Source organism: Olsenella profusa DSM 13989 (assembly GCF_030811115.1).
Taxonomy (GTDB): Bacteria; Actinomycetota; Coriobacteriia; order Coriobacteriales; family Atopobiaceae; genus Olsenella_F; species Olsenella_F profusa.
In genome coordinates this window covers 981,456-1,005,378 of the sequence record NZ_JAUSQK010000001.1, presented here as the reverse complement: position 1 = coordinate 1,005,378, position 23,923 = coordinate 981,456, and the positions used below count along the sequence as shown (strand labels likewise).

At 69.3% G+C, this 23,923-nt stretch carries 23 protein-coding genes and 1 pseudogene; 4 read left to right on the top strand and 20 right to left on the bottom strand.

Annotation, left to right across the window (positions count from 1 at the left end; all coding sequences use genetic code 11):
- The first annotated feature begins 322 nt into the window (after window positions 1-322).
- Both J2S71_RS04620 and J2S71_RS04615 read left to right on the top strand, forming a co-directional pair.
- The gene (locus tag J2S71_RS04620) at window positions 323-499 is read left to right on the top strand and encodes a hypothetical protein (RefSeq protein ID WP_307389110.1); all 177 of its coding nucleotides are present in this window, start codon (window positions 323-325) and stop codon (window positions 497-499) included.
- A gap of 266 nt (window positions 500-765) precedes the next feature.
- Window positions 766-2,355: an IS3 family transposase gene (locus J2S71_RS04615; RefSeq protein ID WP_307387982.1), complete on the top strand. Its 1,590-nt coding sequence runs from the start codon at window positions 766-768 to the stop codon at window positions 2,353-2,355.
- Window positions 2,356-2,404: 49 nt separating this feature from the next.
- Here J2S71_RS04615 and J2S71_RS04610 read toward each other — a convergent pair whose 3' ends face one another.
- From J2S71_RS04610 to istA, 5 genes and pseudogenes are all read right to left on the bottom strand, one after another.
- Window positions 2,405-2,977 carry an IS30 family transposase gene (locus J2S71_RS04610; protein WP_307389108.1) on the bottom strand — a complete coding sequence of 191 codons (573 nt, stop codon included), beginning with the start codon at window positions 2,975-2,977 and terminating at the stop codon, window positions 2,405-2,407.
- Between the two features lie 97 nt (window positions 2,978-3,074).
- On the bottom strand, window positions 3,075-4,664 hold the full coding sequence (locus J2S71_RS04605; protein WP_307387982.1) for an IS3 family transposase: 1,590 nt from the start codon (window positions 4,662-4,664) through the stop codon (window positions 3,075-3,077).
- 151 nt (window positions 4,665-4,815) lie between these two features.
- On the bottom strand, window positions 4,816-5,010 hold the full coding sequence (locus J2S71_RS04600) for a hypothetical protein (RefSeq protein WP_307389107.1): 195 nt from the start codon (window positions 5,008-5,010) through the stop codon (window positions 4,816-4,818).
- 1 nt (window position 5,011) lies between these two features.
- On the bottom strand, window positions 5,012-5,776 hold the full coding sequence (locus J2S71_RS04595) for an ATP-binding protein (protein ID WP_307389105.1): 765 nt from the start codon (window positions 5,774-5,776) through the stop codon (window positions 5,012-5,014).
- A 379-nt stretch (window positions 5,777-6,155) separates the two neighbouring features.
- Window positions 6,156-7,232, bottom strand: a pseudogene (istA, locus tag J2S71_RS12260) (IS21 family transposase); the annotation flags it as partial.
- Between the two features lie 205 nt (window positions 7,233-7,437).
- Between istA and J2S71_RS04585 the strand changes: the two are divergent.
- Window positions 7,438-9,027 carry an IS3 family transposase gene (locus J2S71_RS04585; protein ID WP_307387982.1) on the top strand — a complete coding sequence of 530 codons (1,590 nt, stop codon included), beginning with the start codon at window positions 7,438-7,440 and terminating at the stop codon, window positions 9,025-9,027.
- Window positions 9,028-9,104: 77 nt separating this feature from the next.
- Here J2S71_RS04585 and J2S71_RS04580 read toward each other — a convergent pair whose 3' ends face one another.
- The 7 genes from J2S71_RS04580 to J2S71_RS04550 form a co-directional block, all read right to left on the bottom strand.
- Window positions 9,105-9,800: a PoNe immunity protein domain-containing protein gene (locus tag J2S71_RS04580; RefSeq protein ID WP_307389101.1), complete on the bottom strand. Its 696-nt coding sequence runs from the start codon at window positions 9,798-9,800 to the stop codon at window positions 9,105-9,107.
- Window positions 9,801-9,868: 68 nt separating this feature from the next.
- Window positions 9,869-10,228, bottom strand: a complete 360-nt coding sequence (locus tag J2S71_RS04575) for a hypothetical protein (protein ID WP_307389099.1) — start codon at window positions 10,226-10,228, stop codon at window positions 9,869-9,871.
- On the bottom strand, window positions 10,225-10,557 hold the full coding sequence (locus J2S71_RS04570) for a hypothetical protein (protein ID WP_307389097.1): 333 nt from the start codon (window positions 10,555-10,557) through the stop codon (window positions 10,225-10,227). The genes J2S71_RS04575 and J2S71_RS04570 overlap by 4 nt, the downstream gene beginning before the upstream one ends.
- Before the next feature lie 74 nt (window positions 10,558-10,631).
- On the bottom strand, window positions 10,632-11,165 hold the full coding sequence (locus J2S71_RS04565) for a hypothetical protein (protein ID WP_307389095.1): 534 nt from the start codon (window positions 11,163-11,165) through the stop codon (window positions 10,632-10,634).
- Entirely contained in the window at window positions 11,158-11,583 is a 426-nt protein-coding gene (locus tag J2S71_RS04560; RefSeq protein ID WP_307389093.1) for a hypothetical protein, read from the bottom strand. The genes J2S71_RS04565 and J2S71_RS04560 overlap by 8 nt, the downstream gene beginning before the upstream one ends.
- The gene (locus tag J2S71_RS04555) at window positions 11,580-12,341 is read right to left on the bottom strand and encodes a hypothetical protein (protein WP_307389091.1); all 762 of its coding nucleotides are present in this window, start codon (window positions 12,339-12,341) and stop codon (window positions 11,580-11,582) included. The genes J2S71_RS04560 and J2S71_RS04555 overlap by 4 nt, the downstream gene beginning before the upstream one ends.
- Window positions 12,342-12,409: 68 nt before the next feature.
- Window positions 12,410-14,101 (bottom strand): hypothetical protein, encoded by a 1,692-nt coding sequence (locus J2S71_RS04550; protein ID WP_307389090.1) that lies wholly within the window; start codon window positions 14,099-14,101, stop codon window positions 12,410-12,412.
- A gap of 620 nt (window positions 14,102-14,721) precedes the next feature.
- On the opposite strand from J2S71_RS04550, the gene J2S71_RS04545 reads away from it, so the two are divergent.
- A complete protein-coding gene (locus J2S71_RS04545; RefSeq protein ID WP_307389088.1) occupies window positions 14,722-15,624 on the top strand; it encodes a hypothetical protein in 903 nt (300 codons plus the stop codon).
- A gap of 198 nt (window positions 15,625-15,822) precedes the next feature.
- Here the strand turns inward: J2S71_RS04545 and J2S71_RS04540 are convergent, their stop codons facing one another.
- From J2S71_RS04540 to J2S71_RS04505, 8 genes are all read right to left on the bottom strand, one after another.
- A complete protein-coding gene (locus J2S71_RS04540; protein ID WP_307389086.1) occupies window positions 15,823-16,773 on the bottom strand; it encodes a hypothetical protein in 951 nt (316 codons plus the stop codon).
- Between the two features lie 80 nt (window positions 16,774-16,853).
- Window positions 16,854-17,639, bottom strand: a complete 786-nt coding sequence (locus J2S71_RS04535; RefSeq protein WP_307389084.1) for a hypothetical protein — start codon at window positions 17,637-17,639, stop codon at window positions 16,854-16,856.
- Between the two features lie 67 nt (window positions 17,640-17,706).
- Window positions 17,707-18,813 carry a hypothetical protein gene (locus J2S71_RS04530; protein WP_307389082.1) on the bottom strand — a complete coding sequence of 369 codons (1,107 nt, stop codon included), beginning with the start codon at window positions 18,811-18,813 and terminating at the stop codon, window positions 17,707-17,709.
- Window positions 18,814-18,890: 77 nt separating this feature from the next.
- Window positions 18,891-19,487, bottom strand: coding sequence for a hypothetical protein (locus J2S71_RS04525; protein ID WP_307389080.1), 597 nt, complete (start codon window positions 19,485-19,487; stop codon window positions 18,891-18,893).
- A gap of 211 nt (window positions 19,488-19,698) precedes the next feature.
- Complete coding sequence (locus J2S71_RS04520; protein WP_307389078.1) at window positions 19,699-20,382, bottom strand: hypothetical protein; 684 nt, start codon at window positions 20,380-20,382, stop codon at window positions 19,699-19,701.
- Window positions 20,383-20,790: 408 nt separating this feature from the next.
- Entirely contained in the window at window positions 20,791-22,206 is a 1,416-nt protein-coding gene (locus J2S71_RS04515; protein WP_307389076.1) for an ATP-binding protein, read from the bottom strand.
- A gap of 158 nt (window positions 22,207-22,364) precedes the next feature.
- On the bottom strand, window positions 22,365-22,970 hold the full coding sequence (locus J2S71_RS04510; protein WP_307389074.1) for a hypothetical protein: 606 nt from the start codon (window positions 22,968-22,970) through the stop codon (window positions 22,365-22,367).
- A gap of 12 nt (window positions 22,971-22,982) precedes the next feature.
- Complete coding sequence (locus J2S71_RS04505; RefSeq protein ID WP_307389072.1) at window positions 22,983-23,684, bottom strand: hypothetical protein; 702 nt, start codon at window positions 23,682-23,684, stop codon at window positions 22,983-22,985.
- Between the last annotated feature and the right edge of the window lie 239 nt (window positions 23,685-23,923).

Genomic DNA, 23,923 nt, shown 5'->3' with positions numbered 1-23,923 from the left:
GCACGAAGCCGGAAACACCCAGACACTACACTGAAGGAGTATTGCCTCGAGGCTGTTGAGTACTACAGGAAGGCACGTAAGGCCAACCCGAAGAAGAGCATCAGAGGATGCGCCGCGAAGCTTGAGGCCAACGACAAGACCTTAAACGACTGGATCATCAAGCACTCAAAGACCGGAAGGGTGACCCAGGCAAGAACCGACGAGCACAAGCAGCTCGACGCAGTGAATAGGCGCATGCACGAGCTCGAAAGCGAAAACGAGTTCCTAAAAAAGTGGCAGCCTTCTTCGCCAAGAGCCTCTGACGAAGGACAGGTTTTAGCTCATGCTGGCAAAGAGGGCAACCTACAGCGTCTCGATGATGGCGCGCGTGCTGGGGGTGAGCAGGTCCGGCTTCTACCGATGGCTCAAGGCCGGAGGCGGTGAGGACCCGTGGGGTCCCCTCAAGGAGGCTATCTGCGCGATATGGGAGGAAAGCGACAGGCGCTTTAGCTCCTGCTAGGTCTGATCCAAGCTCACAGGAGATCCGCAGTACGCAAAATTTACAGGCACGACCCGCTACCGCGTGCGGAGGTGCATGGTCGAGCTGGGCATCTGCGGCATCTGATCCAATGCCTCCAAGAGGACGACGCTGCCCGCACCTGACGCCCCCGAGCGCAGCGACCTCACCCGGCGCGACTTTTCGTGTCCCGTGCCGACAGCTGTGTTTAGTCAAGTCTGGCTTTCGGTTTGGGGCCGGTACCGGAAATCCGTACCAAACGATGATGTTTGGAGGATGGCGTGTACTCCCTTGAGCAGAGGACAAGAGCGGTCGAGCTCTATATCAAGTATGGTTTTAAAGCCACGGCTACGATACGCGAGTTGGGATATCCAAGCCGGGCACAGCTTGTAGGATGGTATCGGGAATGGCAGGACAACGGAGGCGCGCTCAGGGGGCGCAACCTAGAACGCTACTCAGAAGGGCAAAGGCGGGCCGCCGTCAACCACTATCTGGAGCACGGCCGCTGCAACGCCTATACGAGACGCGAGCTGGGATACCCCGGAAGTACGCAAAAGCTCAGAGAGTGGATAGACGAGCTGGCACCTGGCGAGAGGCGGACAGCCGAGCCCAGGACGTTCACTCTCGAAGAGAAGCAGAAAGCCGTGACAGCGCTTGTCAGACGAGCCGGAAGCGCGCAACAGATCGCCGACGAGGTCGGCTCCACGCGTTGTACCCTCTACAAGTGGAAGCGAGAGCTATTGCCTGAGAAGGAGCCCCCGATGCCCGACACAAGCAACGCCGTCTCAAATGGCGCGTCCGACGCCGGAGCCGCCAGAGCGGCTCCCGTCACGCAGACAGAAATAGATGCCCTCGAGGCCAGGAAGGCCGAACTCGAGAAAGAGCTGCGCCAACTCGAGCTCAAGCGCGACATCCTGGAGGGCGCCCTCGAGATCCTGGGAAAAGGGACGGGCGCCGACCCGGCAAACGAGCTCACGAACAGGGAGAAGACTCTGCTGATTGAGTCGCTGCGCCCCAAATGGAGGCTGTGCGAGCTTCTCTCGGCGCTCGACATGGCCCGATCGAGCCACCAGTACCAACTCTCGGCCATCGCCGCCGGGGACAGGGACGCCGGGGCGCGGGAGCTGGTCTGCGCCGTCTTCAACGCCAACGACGGCGCCTACGGAAGGCGCCGCATCCACGACGAGCTCGAGGCACGAGGACATGTCATCGGCGAGCGCAGGATAGGGCGAATAATGGCTGAGGAGAAGCTCGAGGCGCACGGCAAGGCAAAGCCCGGGAAGGCCTACAGCTCCTACAAGGGCGAGGTCTCGGAACACCCCGGCAACAAGGTCTGCCAGGACTTCGAAGCCGGACTTCCCAACTTCCTATGGCTCACCGACGTCACGCAGCTCTCGATACCGGCCGGCAAGCTCTATCTGAGCCCGGTTTTGGACTGCTTCGACGGCGCCATCGTAAGCTGGACGACCTCGACCTCGCCCAACGCCGAGATGGCCAACTCCATGCTCAAGGCGGCTTTGGCCACTACGACAGACGAGGAGCGCCGCCATCTCGTGATCCATTCGGACTGCGGCTGCCACTACCGCTGGCCCGAGTGGATCTCCATCTGCGAGAAGGCCGGCATCATGCGCTCCATGTCGCGCAAGGGGTGCAGCCCTGACAACTCCCGCATGGAGGGCTTTTTCGGCACCATGAAGGTCGAGATGCTCTATGGCAGGGACTGGGCGGGCGTCACGTTGGATGAGCTCAAGGAGAGGATAGACGCCTATATAGAGCGTTACAACAAGACGAGGATCAAGCGCTCGCTGGGCTCGATGAGCCCCCTACAATACAGGCAGAGCTTGGGCCTCGCAGCCTAGCAGCAAGGTACGGAAAAGCGGTACCGGCCCCTTTTGAGCAGGCGGATTGTCAAGCTGAGTGCAACATCTCCCTGTAGACCTCGTTGGCTGTCCTGTATTTCAGGACCCTCCTCGGCCTGTCGTCGACCAGGTCCACCGCATGCCGCACCCCCTCGTCCGTGACCCTGCCGAAGTCGGTGCCCTTGGGGAAGAGCTCCCGCAGGGGCCCGTTGGCGTCCTCCACCGTCGGCCTCTGCCAGGGATGGTGGGGGTCGCAGGAGCAGGACTGCACACCTGCAAGGGCCTTTGTGACATCCGCGTGCCCCGCGGACCCCTTGCCCCTGTCCGGGGTGACCGTCTCGAGCGGGCGTCCCCTGAGCAGCGCGACCTCGGCCCTGCAGACGCTGCCGCTGTCATGCCGGCATCTCCTCGCGAGGGGCAGCCTCGACGCCCTGTCGGCGGGCGCGGGCAGGCATGCCGGCCCCGGGCCGACGACCGTGTCGTCCTCCCAGTCCCCGGGGCGCGACCTCGCATCGGCCTCCCCGGGCCTCTCCTCCACGGTGTGCGAGGCCCTGACCCTGCCCCTCGTCTCGGGCCCCTCCCCGCGGGTCCCCCTCCCCCTCCTGCGCAGGTGGCGCCGCACCTGGCCTTCGGGGCCGGCACCCGGCAGGTCGAGCGTGTGTGTTTAGTCAAGCCCCAGTTTCGGGAAGGGGCCGGTACCGCTTTTCCGTACCTTGCTGCTAGGCTGCGAGGCCCAAGCTCTGCCTGTATTGTAGGGGGCTCATCGAGCCCAGCGAGCGCTTGATCCTCGTCTTGTTGTAACGCTCTATATAGGCGTCTATCCTCTCCTTGAGCTCATCCAACGTGACGCCCGCCCAGTCCCTGCCATAGAGCATCTCGACCTTCATGGTGCCGAAAAAGCCCTCCATGCGGGAGTTGTCAGGGCTGCACCCCTTGCGCGACATGGAGCGCATGATGCCGGCCTTCTCGCAGATGGAGATCCACTCGGGCCAGCGGTAGTGGCAGCCGCAGTCCGAATGGATCACGAGATGGCGGCGCTCCTCGTCTGTCGTAGTGGCCAAAGCCGCCTTGAGCATGGAGTTGGCCATCTCGGCGTTGGGCGAGGTCGAGGTCGTCCAGCTTACGATGGCGCCGTCGAAGCAGTCCAAAACCGGGCTCAGATAGAGCTTGCCGGCCGGTATCGAGAGCTGCGTGACGTCGGTGAGCCATAGGAAGTTGGGAAGTCCGGCTTCGAAGTCCTGGCAGACCTTGTTGCCGGGGTGTTCCGAGACCTCGCCCTTGTAGGAGCTGTAGGCCTTCCCGGGCTTTGCCTTGCCGTGCGCCTCGAGCTTCTCCTCAGCCATTATTCGCCCTATCCTGCGCTCGCCGATGACATGTCCTCGTGCCTCGAGCTCGTCGTGGATGCGGCGCCTTCCGTAGGCGCCGTCGTTGGCGTTGAAGACGGCGCAGACCAGCTCCCGCGCCCCGGCGTCCCTGTCCCCGGCGGCGATGGCCGAGAGTTGGTACTGGTGGCTCGATCGGGCCATGTCGAGCGCCGAGAGAAGCTCGCACAGCCTCCATTTGGGGCGCAGCGACTCAATCAGCAGAGTCTTCTCCCTGTTCGTGAGCTCGTTTGCCGGGTCGGCGCCCGTCCCTTTTCCCAGGATCTCGAGGGCGCCCTCCAGGATGTCGCGCTTGAGCTCGAGTTGGCGCAGCTCTTTCTCGAGTTCGGCCTTCCTGGCCTCGAGGGCATCTATTTCTGTCTGCGTGACGGGAGCCGCTCTGGCGGCTCCGGCGTCGGACGCGCCATTTGAGACGGCGTTGCTTGTGTCGGGCATCGGGGGCTCCTTCTCAGGCAATAGCTCTCGCTTCCACTTGTAGAGGGTACAACGCGTGGAGCCGACCTCGTCGGCGATCTGTTGCGCGCTTCCGGCTCGTCTGACAAGCGCTGTCACGGCTTTCTGCTTCTCTTCGAGAGTGAACGTCCTGGGCTCGGCTGTCCGCCTCTCGCCAGGTGCCAGCTCGTCTATCCACTCTCTGAGCTTTTGCGTACTTCCGGGGTATCCCAGCTCGCGTCTCGTATAGGCGTTGCAGCGGCCGTGCTCCAGATAGTGGTTGACGGCGGCCCGCCTTTGCCCTTCTGAGTAGCGTTCTAGGTTGCGCCCCCTGAGCGCGCCTCCGTTGTCCTGCCATTCCCGATACCATCCTACAAGCTGTGCCCGGCTTGGATATCCCAACTCGCGTATCGTAGCCGTGGCTTTAAAACCATACTTGATATAGAGCTCGACCGCTCTTGTCCTCTGCTCAAGGGAGTACACGCCATCCTCCAAACATCATCGTTTGGTACGGATTTCCGGTACCGGCCCCAATCAGCAAATTGAAGGCTATCAAACACATTCGGGAATGTGCACGCATTTCTTTCGGGTCCGTGCACGAAACTTTTGCGGGTTTGCGCACGGACCCGCCGACCCTTGCAACCTCCTAGAACGGGACCTCGCGGACGCCGGGGTCCGGCGGCGCAGGGGGCCCGGTCGGCCCCAGCTCCTCCGGGTCCGCGACGCACTCGGGGCAGTCGAAGCCCCTGCAGAGCGTCACGACGTCGTGGTGCTCCAGCACCCAGTCGTCGAGGTCCCAGATGGGGCACGAGGCGCGGCGCGCCCCGGGCTTCTCCCTCACGTCACTCGCCTCCCTTCCCGAGCATCAGCGAGTTCTCCAGCCTGTGGCTGGGCCCGCCGAACTCCACGAGCCTGCCGTGGCGCGCGACCCTGTCGACGATCGCCGCGGCCAGCTCGTCGCCCGCGAGGACCGTGCCCCACCTGGAGAACTCCACGTTGGTGGTGAACACGATGCTCCGGCACTCGTGGCTGTCGGATATGACCTGGCAGGGCGGCCGCGCGCCGTCCACGTCGAAGGGCACGTGGCCGAACTCGCCCAGGATCACCAGCCGGGCCTTCGCGACGTCCGCGAGAACCCTGTCGAGCGTGCCGTCGCGCTTCGCCTTCCCGAGGGCGAGCACCAGCCGCGCGGTCTGGTAGGACCGCACGGGGGTGCCGGCGGCCACGGCGGCCGTGCCAAGGCCTATCGAGGCATGCGACTTGCCCCTGCCCGTCTTCCCGAAGAACACGAGGTCCTCCGCTGCGTCCACGAACGAGAGGCTGCGCATCTCGTCGGCGCCCCAGCCGTCTGGGAGCCTGACGTTGGGCCAGTCGAAGCCCCCGAGCGTCTCGGGGACGGGGAACCCCGCCTGCCTGAGGAGCCGCCCGCGCTTGGCGCGCTCCCTGTGCGACAGCTCGTCCTCGAGCAGCGACGTGCAGGCGGCGAGCTGGCCCGGGGTGGCCCTGCCGAGGAACGCGTCTATGGAGTCGCAAGATATGAAGAGCGCACGCGCGCACGCGCGGAGGAGGCCCTCGGCCTCCGACCTCTGCCTGCTGCCAGGCTGCATCGCCGGCGCCCCCCTCCACCAGCCCGAACGCGCGGTCGTAGGCCCCGAGGTCGACGTCCTCGCCGTACTCGCGGCGCGCCTCCCCCGAGGCGATGCGCGCCGCGGAGAGGCCGACGGTCGCGGCGTCTATGCCGCCCGTCGCGGACAGGGACTCGGCCATGGCCTCGACGGCGCTGGCGAACCCGTGGGCGCCGGCCTCGTCCCTGAGGATGCGCAGGTCGCGCCCCGGGCCCGGGGCGTCCTCGCCGTCCAGGTGTGCGACGAGCTCGCCGGGCAGGGACATCCTCACGATGCCGTCGCGCCAGCCGGCGGGCCTCATGCACAGCAGCTTGAGCTGCAGCATGGGGTCCGACGAGTCGGCTGGCGCGTCGCCCCACTCCCGCTCGTAGGTGGCGACCACCTCGCCGGTCTCCTGGTCGACCACCGTGACGTCGAAGGCGCCGAGCGCGACGTTGGCCTCCCTGCGGGCGTAGGCGGGGCCCGCGGAGTAGCGGTGGACGCCGCCCATCGTGAACACGCCCTGCCTGCTGCACCTGCGGACCTCCCACCTCGCGCACGAGAAGGCGGCGGGCGGCAGCTCGCGCAGGGCGGCCCTGTCCTCCTCGAACAGCTCGGGCTCGGGGGTGCCGAGGCGGTAGTGGGGCTTGTCGCTCATGTCCAGGCAGTCCGCGAGCAGGCGCCGGTCGAAGGCCCTGACGTCGTGGAAGCTCGGGACCGGGACGAAGGCGTCGCGCCTGTGGCAGCCGACCTCGTTCTCGACGTTGCCCTTCTCGTTGCCCGAGTAGGGGTCGGCGAGGGCGTGGTCGAGCCCGTAGTGGGCGGCGAACAGCCTGAAGAGCTCGCTGGTGCGCACCTCCCCGCACACCCTCCTGCCGACCTCCGTCGCGTTGTCGAGCACCGCGCGCGCGGGCACGCCGCCCACGAACGCGAGGACGCCCGCGAGCCCCTCGCGCACGCACTCGGCGGCCTCGCCCCAGAAGACCTGCGTGAGGCCCACGTCGGGGTGCGGGAAGCTCACCGCGAGGCAGTGGCCGCGCGTGAGCGCGCCCCTCACCCCGGAGTCCGCCTGGCCGAAGTCGACCTGGCACTCGCCGGCGAGCCAGTCCAGCTGCAGGAAGCCCTGGGCGTCCCTCTGGTCCGCCTCGCGGGCCATCTCCCCGCGGCGCCTCCTCACGTACCTCTGCACAGTCGAGTACGACCCGTCGTAGCCCTCCTCGTCCCTCAGACGCACGTACACGCGCACGGCCGTGTGGCGCTGCCTCCTCCAGTGCCTGGCGTCGTCGGCGAGCCACCTGTCGATGGTGCCGGCATAGGGCGCGAGCAGCTCGCTCTCGCCCCCCGTCCTTCTGGGCGGCTCCGGCGACAGGTCCTCCATGTCCCTGTGCTTGCGCACCGTGGGCTCGGACACGCCGGCGGCTCGCGCGATGTCAGCCACCGAGACGCCTCTCCTCCACATCCTCCTGATGTCCTCGATCTTGTCCACGCCGATCATCCTCTCTTGGCCTCCTCGTGTCGAAAACGGACGCATCGACAAAGGTAGGCCACATCAACGGGTGGTCGGCGTGCCCATGCACACATGCGAAAGATTTTCGTGCTCAGACCCGAAAGACTTCGGTGCTCAAACGGGGCCGGTACCGGAAATCCGTACCAAACGATGATGTTTGGAGGATGGCGTGTACTCCCTTGAGCAGAGGACAAGAGCGGTCGAGCTCTATATCAAGTATGGTTTTAAAGCCACGGCTACGATACGCGAGTTGGGATATCCAAGCCGGGCACAGCTTGTAGGATGGTATCGGGAATGGCAGGACAACGGAGGCGCGCTCAGGGGGCGCAACCTAGAACGCTACTCAGAAGGGCAAAGGCGGGCCGCCGTCAACCACTATCTGGAGCACGGCCGCTGCAACGCCTATACGAGACGCGAGCTGGGATACCCCGGAAGTACGCAAAAGCTCAGAGAGTGGATAGACGAGCTGGCACCTGGCGAGAGGCGGACAGCCGAGCCCAGGACGTTCACTCTCGAAGAGAAGCAGAAAGCCGTGACAGCGCTTGTCAGACGAGCCGGAAGCGCGCAACAGATCGCCGACGAGGTCGGCTCCACGCGTTGTACCCTCTACAAGTGGAAGCGAGAGCTATTGCCTGAGAAGGAGCCCCCGATGCCCGACACAAGCAACGCCGTCTCAAATGGCGCGTCCGACGCCGGAGCCGCCAGAGCGGCTCCCGTCACGCAGACAGAAATAGATGCCCTCGAGGCCAGGAAGGCCGAACTCGAGAAAGAGCTGCGCCAACTCGAGCTCAAGCGCGACATCCTGGAGGGCGCCCTCGAGATCCTGGGAAAAGGGACGGGCGCCGACCCGGCAAACGAGCTCACGAACAGGGAGAAGACTCTGCTGATTGAGTCGCTGCGCCCCAAATGGAGGCTGTGCGAGCTTCTCTCGGCGCTCGACATGGCCCGATCGAGCCACCAGTACCAACTCTCGGCCATCGCCGCCGGGGACAGGGACGCCGGGGCGCGGGAGCTGGTCTGCGCCGTCTTCAACGCCAACGACGGCGCCTACGGAAGGCGCCGCATCCACGACGAGCTCGAGGCACGAGGACATGTCATCGGCGAGCGCAGGATAGGGCGAATAATGGCTGAGGAGAAGCTCGAGGCGCACGGCAAGGCAAAGCCCGGGAAGGCCTACAGCTCCTACAAGGGCGAGGTCTCGGAACACCCCGGCAACAAGGTCTGCCAGGACTTCGAAGCCGGACTTCCCAACTTCCTATGGCTCACCGACGTCACGCAGCTCTCGATACCGGCCGGCAAGCTCTATCTGAGCCCGGTTTTGGACTGCTTCGACGGCGCCATCGTAAGCTGGACGACCTCGACCTCGCCCAACGCCGAGATGGCCAACTCCATGCTCAAGGCGGCTTTGGCCACTACGACAGACGAGGAGCGCCGCCATCTCGTGATCCATTCGGACTGCGGCTGCCACTACCGCTGGCCCGAGTGGATCTCCATCTGCGAGAAGGCCGGCATCATGCGCTCCATGTCGCGCAAGGGGTGCAGCCCTGACAACTCCCGCATGGAGGGCTTTTTCGGCACCATGAAGGTCGAGATGCTCTATGGCAGGGACTGGGCGGGCGTCACGTTGGATGAGCTCAAGGAGAGGATAGACGCCTATATAGAGCGTTACAACAAGACGAGGATCAAGCGCTCGCTGGGCTCGATGAGCCCCCTACAATACAGGCAGAGCTTGGGCCTCGCAGCCTAGCAGCAAGGTACGGAAAAGCGGTACCGGCCCCAACCCGCAACTGAGAGGCTATCAAACACACACGTCCATGCCCATGGCTACTCCCCCTCCCCGCCGTCCAGCCAGTGCGCCAGCTCGTAGGGGTAGTACCTCCTCCCCTCGAGCGCCGAGTCGTCGACGCGCAGGCGCCGTGCCAGCGCGGCGTACTCCAGCGCCCAGTAGCCGAAGTAGAGGCAGCGGTCCACCTTCCTGTGGAAGCCCCACCAGTAGTAGCTCCTCTTGGAGCTGTACCAGCGCGAGAGGCGCCTGGCCATCTCGGCGGGCCGCTCCCCCTCCGGGGCGTCGAAGACGGCGCGCAGGTAGTGGTAGTGCCTCTCGGGCTCGCCGGCTATGGAGGCGGGGTCGTCGCCCAGCAGGAGGTCGAACGCCCAGTCGTGCGCGTCCCGGTCCCAGAGGGCGCCCCTCAGGCGGGCCATCTCGGCCGGCCCGTCGTGGACGAGGGCGGCCAGGGAGACCAGCCAGAGGTCGGCGAGGCTGAGGGCGAGCCCCCAGCGCGAGAACTCGTCGAGCGCGAGGCGGCCGCGGCGGGCCACCTCGGGCATGGGGTCGCCCCGCGAGTAGCTGGCCATGGTCGCATGAAGCATGTCACGCACCAGATCCCTGCTCACCGCCCCGACGCGGTCCTCGCGGACCTCGCCGCGCTCGAGCTTTCCCCTCTCCATGTCGGCGTAGTACTCGGTCGTCTCGATGAAGTGGTCGAAGTACGCCTCGTCCCTGTTCCAGTCCCTGACCATCGCCCGTCCCCGTCCTCTCCATACCGTCCCCCGGTTTGCCTGCCCACGCGAGGATCCCCCGGCGCGGCTCACGGGGTCGCAGCCCCGCCGTGCCGGTCACCGGGGAGCGCCATGCGCCTCCTGGCTTCCGCGAGGGCCCCCTCCAGGCGCGACGCCTCGCGGGCCTGGCCGGCCTCCAGGGCGTCGTACGCCGCGCTGGCGTCGTCCCCCGCCATGGCGAGCATGCCGAGCGACTCCTCCATGTGGCGGTTCCCCGGGTTGAGGGAGAGGTACTCGAGCACCCTGGCGCGACGCAGCTCGACCTCCCCCTCGGCCCGCAGCCGGGCCGCGCGGGCGCGCCCGCGCTCCTCGGCGAGGTCGTCCATCCGGCGCTCGGCCTCGCGGGCGGCCAGCCTCGGGCTGTCGCCCTCGCCACATCGCGCGCTCATCCGCGCTTCCCCCCGATGAGGCCCCAGCTCGCCGCCGACGAGGCGTCGGCCCTCCCCAACGCGTCGTCGGCCTCGGCTATGGCCTCCGAGAGGTCGCACACCAGCCCCTTCCACGTGTTCAGGCTCGTCCGTATGCCCACGGAGGCGTCGTCGTGCGGCTCTGCCCCCTGGGCGCTGCTCGTCCCTGAGATGGTCCTGCTCTCGTACGTGCAATAGTCGTCGAGGCCCCTGCGCAGCTCCCATGCCTCCTGGTTAGCCGCGCTGCTCAGGGTCCTTATCTTCCCGCCCCCGACCCCTCCGGGATCCCCGTCGCTCATCGTCATTGGCATCGCCGATCGCTCCTCTCGTGTCGTGTCTCCCAACTCATGCGGCGGCATCGAGGCCGCCCGCAGGTCACCGCAGGTCACCCTCCCCGCGCCCACCTCTCGCCGCGCTCGCGCGCCCAGCGGACCGGCGGGACGGAGCATGCGATCTCGAGCTCCGTCTCCCCGTCCCCCAGCCTGCGCGACCACTCGCCGGACCCCCGGAGCTCGCGCAGGGACGCGGACACGGCGGAGGGGTCGGCCCCGTCGAGTATGCCCAGGTCGAGCTCCCCCCGGGACTCGCCGGGCAGGCGCGGACCGATGGAGACCCTCACCCTCGAGGTAGAGGAGAGGAAGCCGCTCTCGCTCGTGTAGGCGACCGGGGAGGACGGGGCGGGCTCGTGGCGCTCGCCGCCGGGGCGCTCCCATGCGGCGACCCTGTCGCGCCCCCAGCCGGACGCGGCGAGCGCCTCCACGGGGAGCGACAGGGCCGACAGGGCGACCGCCGCGAGGACGATCGCGCCCTCCGCGGTGCCGTGCGCCCGCAGGAGCCCCGACAGCACCCACGCGGCGACGGCCGCGGAGGCCGCCCTCCCCAGCGCCCTGCACAGGGACGCCGACGCGCGCCTACCCACGGCGCACCCCCGGGGGCACGGACTCGAGCACCGACCTCACGGCGCGGACGGCGCCGTCGCCGGAGCCGGGCCCCATCCTGCCGAAGAGGACCAGGAGCCCCTCCGGGGCGGGCGTCACCTGCGCTATGCCGCGCACGCCTTCGGGCAGCGAGCACTCCGCGGAGACGCCCGACATGCCGTCGGCGTCCGGACCGAGCGCCTGCCCCCACTCGACCCCGCCCTCCCGCGAGCCGATCGCGGCCTCGATGAGCGCGAGGAGCTCCGGCGGGGTCACACTCGCAGTCGAGAGGACGGCCATCACCGACCAACCCCCTCCCTCCATGACCACTCCCACACCTGCGCCGGCGGGGAGCGGGCGGACGGTCGTGCCGTCCGGAATCGCAACCTCCGCGCCACCGAGCGCGACCGACCCGCTCACGACGCCTCGCCTTCCCCGACCCAGGTGGGCCCCATGCTCCAGCCCCGGTACGTGTCCTGGTCGAAGTGCCCCATCACCCTGCCCGTGGTCCCGTCCACGATGTCCACGGAGAGCGCGAAGTCCTCGCCGCCGGTCTCCTCCACCTGCAGGTACGTCGCCCCGGGGACCGCGCGGGAGATCCCGTAGGCGAGGTCCTCCCTGCTCGCACCGGGGCCGACCGTGAAGGTGACCGAGCGGTGGTCGCCCGACATCTCCAGGTCGATGTCCCCGCTGGCGAGCTCCTCCCGGGCCGAGTCCAGCTCCACCAGGACCCTGCGCACGACCTCCTCGACCTGCTCCCGCGTCTGCCAGATGTCCACCGTGCCGTCCTCGTTGGCGTAGGCCGCCTCGCAGGTCCTCGGGGAGGCGTCGAGGAGGCCGCGGGCGTACCTCTGGGCGTCGGGCACGCTGCCGCCCGTCATAATCCCGGGGAGCCTCAGGCGCCTCGTGCCCTCCGGCGCGACGCGCTCCGACTCCGGGACGATGGGCTGCGCCTCCGCGTCCTCCTCGTCGGACTCAGCGCCCCCTTCGGCGCCGCCGTCGGCGTCCGCGTCCCGGCCCTGCCCGTCGGCGGGCTGGGACTGCACCTGGGCCTGCCCGCCGTCGCCGCCCCCGGCCGTGCCGGCCCGGTCGAGCGCGGCCCTGGCCCCGACCGCCACCGCGAGGGCAAGCAGGGCGACGAGCGCGCCCCGCCGGTGCCTCCTCATGAACTCTCCCATGCTGTTTCCACCTAACTCTCTATCGAAACTCCACTCACACAGAACTACCGAACCCTAGGTGGCAACAGCTATGGCAAGGCGGCGCCGACAACCGCGCCGGGAGGGCCGGCAACCGCAAAGCCAATCAGAGCCTTCGCCACCTTGAATGCCACGTAAGCCACAACGGCTGTGACTGCCGCAGCCGCCACGCCTTCGCCGACCGTCTGCGCATCGGGCAGCTGCACCGCGTTTGTGTGCGTGGACGGCGCTGGGGACTTCGAGGCGGACGGCATGAGCACCCCATCGAGCTGCACGCCCGTCTCGGGCTGCTTGACCCCCCATTCCAGCGTCTCTTTATCGGTCACAGAGGCGGAAGTAGAGCCAGTGTCTCTTTTTACTGTTGCTTCTGCCCTAGCAGCGCTATACCCATGAACGGGGTCCCACACAAAGAGCACTCGGGATTCGCCTTCTATCCCATCACCTACAGACCCTTTAGTCTCAATTCCTGTCCAAGCCTGCCCATCTTCGTTAACAAAGACAGGACCAGCTGAATCATCACCAGTCAGGTCAAAGGTAAGAGATCCTGGCACAGGTCTCCCGCTTGCATCCTTTTTAATCTCTGTTGAGAGAGGACCATCTCCACCTACATCCCCGCTAGCTGAATGCTCTCGTGTATATAAAACACCATTTGGTAAAAGAACAGAGACCTTGTATGACGCCCCTGTGGCACCTATAGAGGGGAACAGCTTATTAATGGCGTCATCCATCGCCTGGAGCGTCTGCTTCTTCTGCCCCTCGGAAGCCTGATCACTCGGATCGGCACCTTGCATGTTGGTGTTGTAGACATCAGCCAGCTCCTGGGTCACAAATGCCGCGTATGCACCAGTCATCTGCCCATCTTTCGATCCCGCCTCGGCAAACGCCTCGGCGACCCCGTCCTCGTCCGAGTGCTCGTTCCACACGCGTGCGAGGGCCTCCGCCTCGGATGGGGTGAGGTCGTCCCTTCCGAGGAGCTTGGAGAGCGCGTCCCTGTCGATGCCGCCGTCGTGGTAGATACTCTGCGCGCACTCCTCGACCCTGCGCTCGAACACCGTGGAGTAGGCGTCGTCCACTCCCGCGGCCCAGGAGGTGTCCCCGTAGCCGTTGCCGGCGAGGTAGGACGACACCGAGTCGGCGGCGAACTTCATGGTGGAGACGGCGTCCTGCGCGGAGGAGTAGGTGGAGGCGCTGGCCTCGTCGTACTCCTGGGCCTTCTTGAGGTCGTCCTCGTAGCCCTGCTTCTCCGTCTTTTCGCTTTCCAGCAGGGCCTCGTCAACCTGCGTGTTGACATTTGCCGTGGTGTCCTGGGACGTGTTCGTGCCGCCGGACGAGCTGCCGGATGATCCGTTCGTGGACGTGCCGCCCGCGTTGGCGCGATTCTGGGTGATCCGTCTCTGGGTTTCCTCTATGTCGCTCTGGACGGCCTCTATCTTCTTCTGGAACTCGTCCGTGTCGCAGACGCCGCTGGATGACTGGGGGAGTCCCCTGACCGCCTGCGCGTCGGCCGTACACGCAGAGTTCATGGCGTCGAACGCCACGTAGTATGCCTTCGCGGCGGGCACCGCGAGGTCCCGGGCGACGCTCCGGATCGCCGCGTACCCCTCTCCGGCGAGCTCTGGCGACTGCAGGGCGTTTGCCATCCTCGAGATCTGCTCCTCCGCGGCATCGACCTTGCCCGACAGGGACTCTGACTCCCCCTCCAGGGCCGAAGCCGTGGCCTCTATCGTCACCCTCGTCGTCATGCACTCCTTTGGCCCTCCGGTACGCCAGTCGCTCAGAGTCAGGGCGCCGCTCACGCGCGACACGGGAGACAGGCCCCGCAGGCACCGCGTGCCCCGTCACCATTGTAGTGCTCAGGAACGTTGTAGTGCTCAGGAACGCCGGGAGGAGCCGGGAATCCCTCCGCCCTCTCGTCGTTCGTCTCGTAGGGTCCCGTGCAGACGTGGCGGACGTGCGGCGAGCCGCGGCAGGCACTGGGCGTGGCCGGCGCGCGAAACTGGAGGGCCCCTGGTACATGCCCCGGTCGGTCACGCAGCGCGGCCTAGAGGATGGCGGGAGCTCCGGCATCTCGGCAACGGACCACGGGCATGCCCTCGATGGCCCTCGTCAGGCCTTCGTCCGCCATCATCGCGAGCCTCCCGGATCGTTCCGGACCTTCGGGCTGGTGCGGGACGCCACCTGTAACGATACTGCCCAAAATCTACTGACCAGCCATGCAACATCTTTGTTGGACAGTCGGACGGCTTCACCGTTTGCTCGCGGTCGAACAGTGGGGAAGCGCCACGGTACGGCCGTGGTACCATACGGGCGGGAGGAGACGAGCGAAGGCCGCCGCAGGGCGGCCCCGGGGAGGCGAGGCCGCATGGCTTCAGGTTGGCTCACCAGGCTCATGGTCCCCTCCGGGGAGTCGAGGTACGCCGGCCTGACCGCGCGGCAGGCGGCGGGAAGGTTCCTGGGCCGGCGCAGGCTCACCGTGGCCGCGTACGTGGTGGCGGTGTTCGTGCTGGCGTTCTCATGCCGTGCCTGGGCGGGCCCGGACATCGAGCACCCCGAGGCCATCGCCTTCTTCGTGGTGGCCCTCCTGGCTACCATCGCCTTGTTCGCGCTCCTGCTCATCCGCGACATCAGCGGGTTCTACGGGATACTCCACACCGACCTCGACCCCCAGAAGATGCTCGACGTCATCTCCATCGTCATGGAGAGGCGCAAGGGCAGGAAGTGGGCGCAGGCCACCTACGCCATAATCTGTGCCCAATGCTCCCAGCAGCTCGGCCGCGACGACGTCGCCCTCCAATGGGTCGACCACGCCGAGCGGGACCTCAGGCCGCGCACGGCGCAGAGGGTCCTGTGCTGCAACGTGCGCGCCAACGCCACCCGTCACAGCGGTGACTACGAGGAGCTCGCCCGCATACGCGGGCAGGTGGAGGCGCTTCTCCAAACGAGCAGGAGAATGGCCAAGGCGGGCGCGCTGGTGCTTGCGGGCATAGACTTCGGCCTCGCGCTCGAGGCCGGCGACTGGGAGCGCTGCAACGAGGCGATCGGCACGATGCGGGAAACTGCGATCACGCCGATCCAGAGGCTGTCGCCCGACGTCGAAGCCGCCCGCCTCGCCGCGGCCCAGGGCGACCTGACGCTCGCGCGCGAGCGCTTCGCCTCCGTGGCGGCCCGGGGAGGGGGCATTCGGGCCGCGCGCGACGCCGCGGCCTGGCTCGCGGCGCACCCCGCCCAGGCCCGGGAGCCCGCAACCTCGGCGGGACGGGCATAGCCTGGCGTGCCGCCCGGTCACGCCAGGCTGGAGGCCCCATCGGCGCGGGATCCCGCCGTGGGCGCGGTTCCCCACCCGTGTGGGTGCGATTCGCTACATGTGGGTGCCATTCTCCCGTGACCGGCCCACGGGGCCGCAGGTCGCGGGGGGCCGGGCCGGGAGAATCGCACCCACACGGCGCAAATGGCACCCACACGCCTAGGGATGCGCCGACCGCGCTCCCCCGTACTCCTTCGTGACGGGCGCGTGCGCGTCGACCGCGGCGTCCAGGCGCAGCGACCCGTACTCCGCCGCGCCCGCCCCGCCGTCCGCGGGGCGCCCCAGGCGGCGCGCCGCCAGCTCCCCCACGCGCATCCCGGGGGCCGCGGCCGCGACCTGCTCGAGCAGCCGCACCTCCCGATCCCGCTCGCCCCGTGCGGCGGCGGCCTTCGCCAGGGCCATGCGCGCCTCGGCGGCCAGGCGGCGCCCGGCCCCCGAGCCCCCCAGGGCCGCGACGTCCCCCTCGGCGAGCGGGGCGGGGGCGACGTGGGCCGGGAGGAACAGGGCCGCGGACGAGCGCACGGTCACGCCCCCCACGGCCCCCAGGCCCCCGTCGATGCCGCCTCGGGCGGACCGGGGCACGCGCTCGAGGCCCTCGAGGAACTGCGCGGCGTACCCCTGGGCCGCCCCGGCGTCGCCCAGCCGCGCGCAGAGGTCCGCGAGGAGCATGGCCATCACCGCGCAGTCCATGCTGCGGGCGGGGCGCCGGCGCATGCCGAGGCCGTCCTCGATGCGCCTGCGGACCACGGCGGCGTCAGCCGGCCTGCCCACGTCGGCCAGCGCGATCCCGTAGCGGTGCAGCAGGACGGCCTCCGTGCGGTACAGCCCGTTGCGCGGGATGGGGGCGGACAGCCCCATGGCGTCCCCCCGCCGCACCAGGGAGGCGGGGTCGCACCGCTCGTCCAGGAGGCGCTCCGCGGAGGCGACGACGCGCAGCTGGACCAGGGTGGGGGCCAGCAGCGCGAGCGCGGTGGCGGCCAGGACCGCCAGGCTCGGCCCCGCGCCGGCGGAGGGGGCCGAGGCCACGATCGCCGCGTCGGCGGCGACTGCCGCGGCGACGCAGGCGGCCCTGGCGACCCTGTACCAACTGAGCTCGCTCGTCCTTGTCATCGGTCCTCCCGACCGTCACGCGCGCTCGACGGCGAGGGGGCGCGTCCCCGTCCGCCACCGCACGCGCCCCGCCCCCGCCCCTAGTACGGCGCCTCGCCGCCCACGCGCACGCCCAGGCCGTCCACGACCTGCCGGAGGGTGAAGTCGGAGGGGTCCACGCCGGCGGCGGAGAACAGGGACCGCACGTCCACGCCCTCGTAGCACCAGACGTAGCAGGCCCCCCCGTCGCAGGGCACCTCCCGCACCCACGTGGGGGCGGCGCCCCCGACGGTGAGCTCGCGCACGGCCGGGTCGACGGACACGCCGAACGCGACGGGGCGGCCCGACGTGAGGCAGGCCGCAAGGGCGTCGGCGACGACCTCGGCCGTGGTGTAGCCGTACAGGGGGTCAAATGGGGTCGACCTCTCGCCGGGCCTCGCCACGCTCGCGCCCCAGAGGCCGGTGGCGGCGTAGCGCCCGCCCTCGCGGGCGTACGTGACCATGCGGACGGCCGGGCAGCCGGGCGACCCCGAGGGCTGGACCACGAGCGCCTCGCCCGCGTCGGGGAAGTCCTCGACCACCTCGACGGCCTTGCCACCCCCCGCGTCGGCGGAGGCCGCCTCGCCTATCGTGTCGCGCCACCCCGCGCCGTCCGGCGCGGCCGCGGCCGCCCCGGCCGCCGCCTCGGACCTCTCCCCCACGGACTGGGGCAGGTCGGCCGGGGAGGACGGGACGAAGGCGCACGAGTACGCGCAGCCGCCCACCACCAGGGCGGGGACGGCGGCGGCGACCACGGCCGCGGCGACGAGGGCCTTGCGCAGCCGGCGCCGCGTGACCGTCGCGGACCCCTGCCTCGTCCCGCCGCCTACATGCCCACGCTCGCCCATGGGGCCCTCCTCGAACTCGGTGCATGAGCTGCGGGGAATACGCCCCTGATATGGGCGCCCCATGGGGCTACCATCTTATGACCTCGAGAGCCACGAGGACGTTGAGGACGATCGCGCCGACCAGCAGCGCCGGGATGACGACGAGAAACGCCTTACCGAATGTCGCGAGCACGTGCCGCAGGCCACGGGGGCGACCCGCAAGCACAGCGGCATCGGCGTCGAGGACGGCGGGATGCGGATCGACCGCAGGGGCCTGCACGAGTGAGGCATATAGTCCAGCGCCGGATGGGGCCTCCCCCGAGGAGAGCCGCCGGAGAGCCTTGGCAGCCAGCGCGCCGGCGCGGACGGACGGCGCAGCCATCGACGCACCGGCGAGCAGGAGCAGCTCTGCATCCCGGTCGCCCGTGAGGGAGGCCTCCCGGGCGAGGGCGAGCCTCGCCTCGGAGGCGAGTCTGCGTCCCATGGTGCCACGGACCTCGAGGTCCCTGACGTCCCTCTCGGAGAAGCCCGGCCCTCCGGAGGCGTGCCCCGGCGCGAAGAGCGCGAAGGCCGTGTCGATGGACACGGTTCCCACCGTCCCGAGAGCGCGCCAGGTGCGACCCAGTTCGGAGCGGGCGAGCACGTCGCAGAACAGTTCCGCGTACGCCGCTGCGGCCTCCCCGTCACCGAGCCTGGCGGAGACGTCGGCAAGAAGCATGCACAGCGACGCGCCGTAGAGGGACCTACCCGTGCGGCACCTCCTCGCGAGCGACTCCTCCAGCCTCCTGCGGGCGGCAGCGGCGTCGGCGACCCTACCGACCTCCACCAGGGCCACGGCCCACCTCTGCACGAGGACTGCCTCTATCCGGGTGCAGCCCCGTTGCGGCACCGGATCGGCCAGGCCGAGCTCGTCGCCCCTCACCGCCAGCGCCGCCGGGTCGCAGGAGGCATCGAGCAGCCTCTCAGCGGAACCGACGAGGGAGACATAGCGGGACGCCATGACCAGGAGTGCGGCCACGCAGAGCGCGAAGGGCACCCATATCAGCACGTAGCCGAGCGGCGAGTGGTTGACGGCCGCGTCCAGCCCAGGGCAGACGGCGCTGACGGCAATGAGGATGACCACGTAGGCGAGGAAGAGCGCCCCAGGCACCCGGCCCCACCGGCGGCATGACACAAGCATGCTTACCTTCGTCACTCAGAACACCTCCGGGAGGGGCCTGCCAGCCCCGATCGGGACCGTGACCTCCGCGCCGCCGAGCCGAACCAACCGGCTCACGACGCCCCGCCTCCCCCGAGCCACGAGAGGTCCGCGCTCCAGCCCAGGTACGTGTCCTGGTCCGCGTGCCCCATCACCTCGCCCGTGGCCCCGTCCACCACGTCCACGGAGAGCGCGAAGCCCTCGCCGCCGGTCTCCTCCACCTGCAGGGTCGACGCCGCGTTCACGGCCGGCCCGATCCCAAGCGCGAGGTCCTGCGCCGTGGCGCCGTCGCCCGCCGTGAGGGTGACCGAGCGGTGGTCGCCCGACACCTCCAGCGAGACCCCCTTCGAGGCGAGGTCGGCGCGGAGCGAGTCGAGCGCGTCCCCCGCCCTGCGCGAGACGTCCTCGGCCTGCTCCCGCGTCTGCCAGACGTCCACCGTGCCGTCCTCGTTGGCGTAGGCCGCCTCGCAGGGCCTCGGGGAGGCGTCGAGGAGGCCGCGGGCGTAGCGCGCCGCCGCGCGGGCGTCGGGCCCGGAGATGAGCCGCGGGTACACCACCCGCTCGGTGCCCTCCGGCGCGACGCGCTCCGACTCCGGGACGATGGCGGCCTCCTCGCCCCCCCGCGCCGGGCGCGGCGTCCCGACCGGGGTCGCCGCCGGTGGTGCCCTCATCGGCGGGCTGGGCCTGCACCTGGGCCTGTCCGCCGTCGCCGGCCGTGCCGGCCCGGTCGAGCGCGGCCCCGGCCCCGAGCGCCACGGCGAGGGCGACCAGGGCGACCAGGGCGTCCCGCCGGTGCCTCCTCATGAACTCCCCCATGCCACGCCCCTCCCCCCGCGCCGGCGCCATCGCCCGTCACCAGTCTAGCGCCACCGGCGGCGCGTCCTACCCCATGAGCAGCACGACGAGCAGAAGGAACACAGCGGAGAACACGACGATGGACGCCAGCGTGGCCAGCCCCCGCCGCCACCCGGGAAGGCCCTCGTACCAGCGTCGGGCCGGGCCCCAGGGGGAGAGGCCCGGCGGCAGCTCCAGGGGCGAGGCGACGGGCACGCCCCGGCGGCGCGCCGCGTCGAGCAGCAGCTCCGGGGAGGCCCCTCCGCCGAGGCTGCCCCTCTGGACGGAGAGCGCCCTCCTGCCGCCCGACACGAGGGTGATGACGTCGTAGTCGTCGAGGGTGTGGCTCGGGGCGACGCCCACGGCGTCGAGGGAGCCCCACGGCACGTCCCGGTCGGGGAGCAGCATGCGCCTCAGGTGGACGCCATCTGCATCGACCTCCAGGCGCCAGCGGGAGTAGTAGGCGGCAAAGAGCAGGCAGAGCGCGGCGGCGCCGAGGATGATGGGCAGGGCGCCGGCCGCCGTGGGGTTGCCCCTGTACAGGGTGTAGGCGCAGAAGGCCGCACCGAGGAGGAGGCCCGCCGCACAGACGCGGAACACGGCCGGATAGGCCCGGGGCATCCTGTAGGAGGGCCTGCCCGGATCCACTGGGGGCTCGCCCCCCTCACGACGGGCCAGCACCGCCACGAGGGCCAGGACGGCGACCACCACCCCTGTCGATACGAACTGCATGGCTCCCTCACGCTCCCTGCGCTAGGCGCGGCCGTCGTGGACGGGCCGGCGGCCGCGCCTACCCACCGACGGCCCCATCTCAGCGAGGCTGGCGGTGCCACCCGCCCACCGACGAACGTGTACGGCAGGAAGGATAGCACTGCGAATGCGACGCAACCACGGAGCCGGGAAGAAGAACGCAACGAGCTTCCGGTCCTCCGTACCGTGGCACCCGAGGTCACGGGGGTCATGATGCCCTGGGGCAACCCCCATGCGACACGCTCCCCCGCCACCGGCCACAGTGCCAATCGTGGGCATCGGTCGCATGGGGGTGACCATCCCCGTCCGGGCCCCATTGGGAAGGCCGGCGAGGTACGGAGCGGCCGTGGTACCATGGCGGGTGTGGGTCCCGCCGGCGGAGCGTCCCCGTCAGCCGAGCATCCCCTCCGCGGTTACGACGTGAAGGTCGTCCCTCGCCCGCGCCTTCCCCCTCGTCCCCTCGCTCACCTCGCGCTTGGTGAAGAGGTAGTAGTGGCACTCGTCCCATGGCCCGTCGACGAGGGTGGCCCTGTGCTCCAGGGTCCGTATCGCACCGCTCTCGTCGAAGGAGTTCCTCCATTTGCATTCGCCGCATATGAGGGCACGCCGAGACCTGTTGGCCGCTATCACGTCGATGTCAGCCTGCTCTCTCGCCTGGGGGTCGGTCCCCCACCATCTCCCGAACGACGTCGCCAGGAACGGCAGGGAGCCGGCGGCGTTGCGCCGGGCGAGCCACTCCATGCACACGCGCTCGAACTGCGTCCCCTCGTAGGTCGGCAGGGACTGGCTTGACGCCACCTCCCGCGCGACGGCCGCACCCGCGCCCAGCTCCACGGCGTCGGTGCTGGGGCCAACGAAGCGGTACCAGAAGGAGAAGAAGGGATCCGCCATGGCGTAGGACGCCCGCCTCGTCGTGTCCGGGTTGGTGCCGAAGGGCACGCGTCGCTCGAGGATTCCGAGGTCGACGAGCACCCGCAGGTACCTGCCCACCGACACGCGCTCCACCCCCGCACGTTCGGCAATGCCCTTCGGCGTCGTCATGCCGCGGGCGACCGCCGAGAGCACCGAGTTGTACAGGGCCGGCTCCCGCAGCTCCTGGCGGAGCAGCATCGAGGGCTCGGCGTAGAGGAGGCCGGAGGTGCTGAAGAGGAGCCTCGCCACGTTCTCGTCGTAGCTCTGGGCCACGTCCACCTGCTCGACGTAGTAGGGCGTCCCCCCGAACGTCGCGTAGTAGCGGACGACGTCCGTGGCCGACACTCCCGGCAGCATGTCCCTGACGTCCATGCAGTCAAGGGGGCGCAGCCTGATCTGGGCCGCCCTACGGCCGTACAGGGGGCTCTTGCTCCCCAGCACCTCGCTCTCCATGAACCCCTCGTTGCTACCGCAGAGCACCATGGTCACGTTCGTGCCCTTGAAGGAATGGTCTATGGCAATCTGCAGCTCAGAGGGCAGGGAGGGGTCCGCCTGCGCCGCGTACGGAAACTCGTCGAGGACGAGCAGGGATGGCCCCTCCAGCTTGGCCGCCTCGGACGCCACGTACTCGAGGGCGTCGGACCAGCTCGAGAACGCACCGGCCGTGGCGGGCACACCGAAGCTCTCATAGGCAAGCCTCGAGAACCGCCTGAGGTTGGCGATGCCACTCTCCTCCTGTGCCGTGAAGTACAGGGCGCGCTTGCCGCGTGCGAACCGGTCGAGGAGGGTCGTCTTGCCGACGCGCCTGCGTCCGTACACGACAACCATCTGGAACCCGGCGCGGCCGTACACGTCCTCGAGGGCCTTGAGCTCTTCCTCTCGCCCGACAAACACGACGCCCCCTCGTCCCTCGCTGCCCGTCGTGCCTATCGTAGCAGACCCATAGATATCAGACTCGTGCGTCTGCTCCCTGTGCGAGACCGAGACCGCGGCGGCATCGACGGTGGGGCTGTCACCCCCGACGGGCCCTCAGCTCCGGACAAGGCTACCCATCAGGCCTCCCACCCTCGCCGGAAGCACGCCCCGCCCATTACAGTTTTCCAAGGCTCCGAGGGACCGCCCCGAGCCTTTGGGGGATTGATGCCGCGGCGGCGGGCCTCGTCGAGGAAGCGCCCCTGGGAGGCCGGGCCGCCGAGGACGAGCCCGCTTATCCTCATGGCCTTCCTGCCGCCGGACATGACGGCGACCGAGTCCACGCTGCCCGCCATCATACGCTGCGCCATGACGACGCTCAGGGCGTCGACGTCGCCCCAGGCGACGTCGCGCGGGCCGAAGAGCCACCTCCTCGCGTGGACGCCCTCGCCGTCCACGAGGACGCGCCAGGAGGCGATGTGGGCGGCCACGAGGAAGGCGAACGCGGCGAAGGCGAGGAACCCCCAAGCCGTCCACCTGTCGGACTCGGGGGACGCGACGCCCGCCCACACCGCGAAGCCCAGGAAGACGAGGCCGCAGGCGACCAAAAAGGCCGGCCACGCCCGCGACATGCGCCACTCCAGGGCGCCCGCCGCGACGGCGGCGGCGCCCCGGTCGCGGCGGGACGCGAGGCGCCAGACGAGGCCCACGGCCGAGACCGCCAGCAGCATGCCCACCACGCCCACGTCACCCGCCCCCTACGAGCCAAAGGTCGTCAGGACCCAGATCGGGAAGAAGACGGCGAACACGACCCCGCCGCACACGGCGAGGACGAAGAGATCCCGCTGCCAGCCGGCGAGCCCGTCCCACCACCAGCCGAAGCGCCCCCAGGGCCTGAGCTCGGGCGGCAGCTCGCCGGCTGGGGCCACCAGGACCCCGTGGCGCGCCAGGGCGTCGAGGAGCTGCCCCTCCGCCGCGTCCCGGCCCCCCAGGTAGAGCCTCTGTATGCGGAGGAGCCTCCTCCCGCGCGAGGCGAACGTGAGGTTGTCGAACTCCCTGCTCCGCGGGTTGGCGTCGACCGCGACGGCGTCGAGGGAGCCCCACGGCAGGTCCCGGTCGGGCAGCAGCAGCCGCCGCACGCGGATCCCCCCCGGGTCGACCTCCATGCGCCAGGCCTGCCAATGGGCCCCGAGCAGGGCCGAGGGGACGAAGAAGGCGAGCCAGCCGGCCACGCCCCAGTCCCAGCCCACGTGTTCGGCCGCGGCGCCGCGCACCGCCATCACGAGGGCGAACAGGAAGAGGGCGGAGCAGGCGTACATCACGGCCCACCACGCGCGGGGCAGGCGGTACGACAGGCGATCCGGGTCGGGCGACCACGCGCCCCTCCGCTCGCGGGAGGACGACACCGCCAGCAGCAAGATCACCGCCAAGGCCACCGTGGCGGCTACCACCTGTGCCATGGCCACTCGCCCCCTTCCGGCGCGCACGCCCCGCGCACGATGGCGTCGAGGATAGGCGCCAGGCCATTGTACCGCTCGGCGTCGCTCACCTCCTCTCACGATGTCGCCATGCATCTGAAGCATCGCGAGGCAGAGCTTCGCCACCCAGGACGGGGCACCGACCTCCAGGCCAACAGCCTCGTGACCGCAACAAGAGGTGCAACGGCCATGCCTTCACCAGGCACCACACGAGCCTCCCT

Bases quoted from the DNA above. Each gene is read 5' to 3' on its own strand.
- J2S71_RS04620 (WP_307389110.1), top strand. From the start codon at position 323: ATGCTGGCAAAGAGGGCAACCTACAGCGTCTCGATGATGGCGCGCGTG.
- J2S71_RS04595 (WP_307389105.1), bottom strand. From the start codon at position 5,776: ATGCAGCCTGGCAGCAGGCAGAGGTCGGAGGCCGAGGGCCTCCTCCGC.
- J2S71_RS04580 (WP_307389101.1), bottom strand. From the start codon at position 9,800: ATGGTCAGGGACTGGAACAGGGACGAGGCGTACTTCGACCACTTCATC.
- J2S71_RS04575 (WP_307389099.1), bottom strand. From the start codon at position 10,228: ATGAGCGCGCGATGTGGCGAGGGCGACAGCCCGAGGCTGGCCGCCCGC.
- J2S71_RS04570 (WP_307389097.1), bottom strand. From the start codon at position 10,557: ATGCCAATGACGATGAGCGACGGGGATCCCGGAGGGGTCGGGGGCGGG.
- J2S71_RS04555 (WP_307389091.1), bottom strand. From the start codon at position 12,341: ATGGGAGAGTTCATGAGGAGGCACCGGCGGGGCGCGCTCGTCGCCCTG.
- J2S71_RS04550 (WP_307389090.1), bottom strand. From the start codon at position 14,101: ATGACGACGAGGGTGACGATAGAGGCCACGGCTTCGGCCCTGGAGGGG.
- J2S71_RS04545 (WP_307389088.1), top strand. From the start codon at position 14,722: ATGGCTTCAGGTTGGCTCACCAGGCTCATGGTCCCCTCCGGGGAGTCG.
- J2S71_RS04540 (WP_307389086.1), bottom strand. From the start codon at position 16,773: ATGACAAGGACGAGCGAGCTCAGTTGGTACAGGGTCGCCAGGGCCGCC.
- J2S71_RS04535 (WP_307389084.1), bottom strand. From the start codon at position 17,639: ATGGGCGAGCGTGGGCATGTAGGCGGCGGGACGAGGCAGGGGTCCGCG.
- J2S71_RS04525 (WP_307389080.1), bottom strand. From the start codon at position 19,487: ATGAGGGCACCACCGGCGGCGACCCCGGTCGGGACGCCGCGCCCGGCG.
- J2S71_RS04520 (WP_307389078.1), bottom strand. From the start codon at position 20,382: ATGCAGTTCGTATCGACAGGGGTGGTGGTCGCCGTCCTGGCCCTCGTG.
- J2S71_RS04505 (WP_307389072.1), bottom strand. From the start codon at position 23,684: ATGGCACAGGTGGTAGCCGCCACGGTGGCCTTGGCGGTGATCTTGCTG.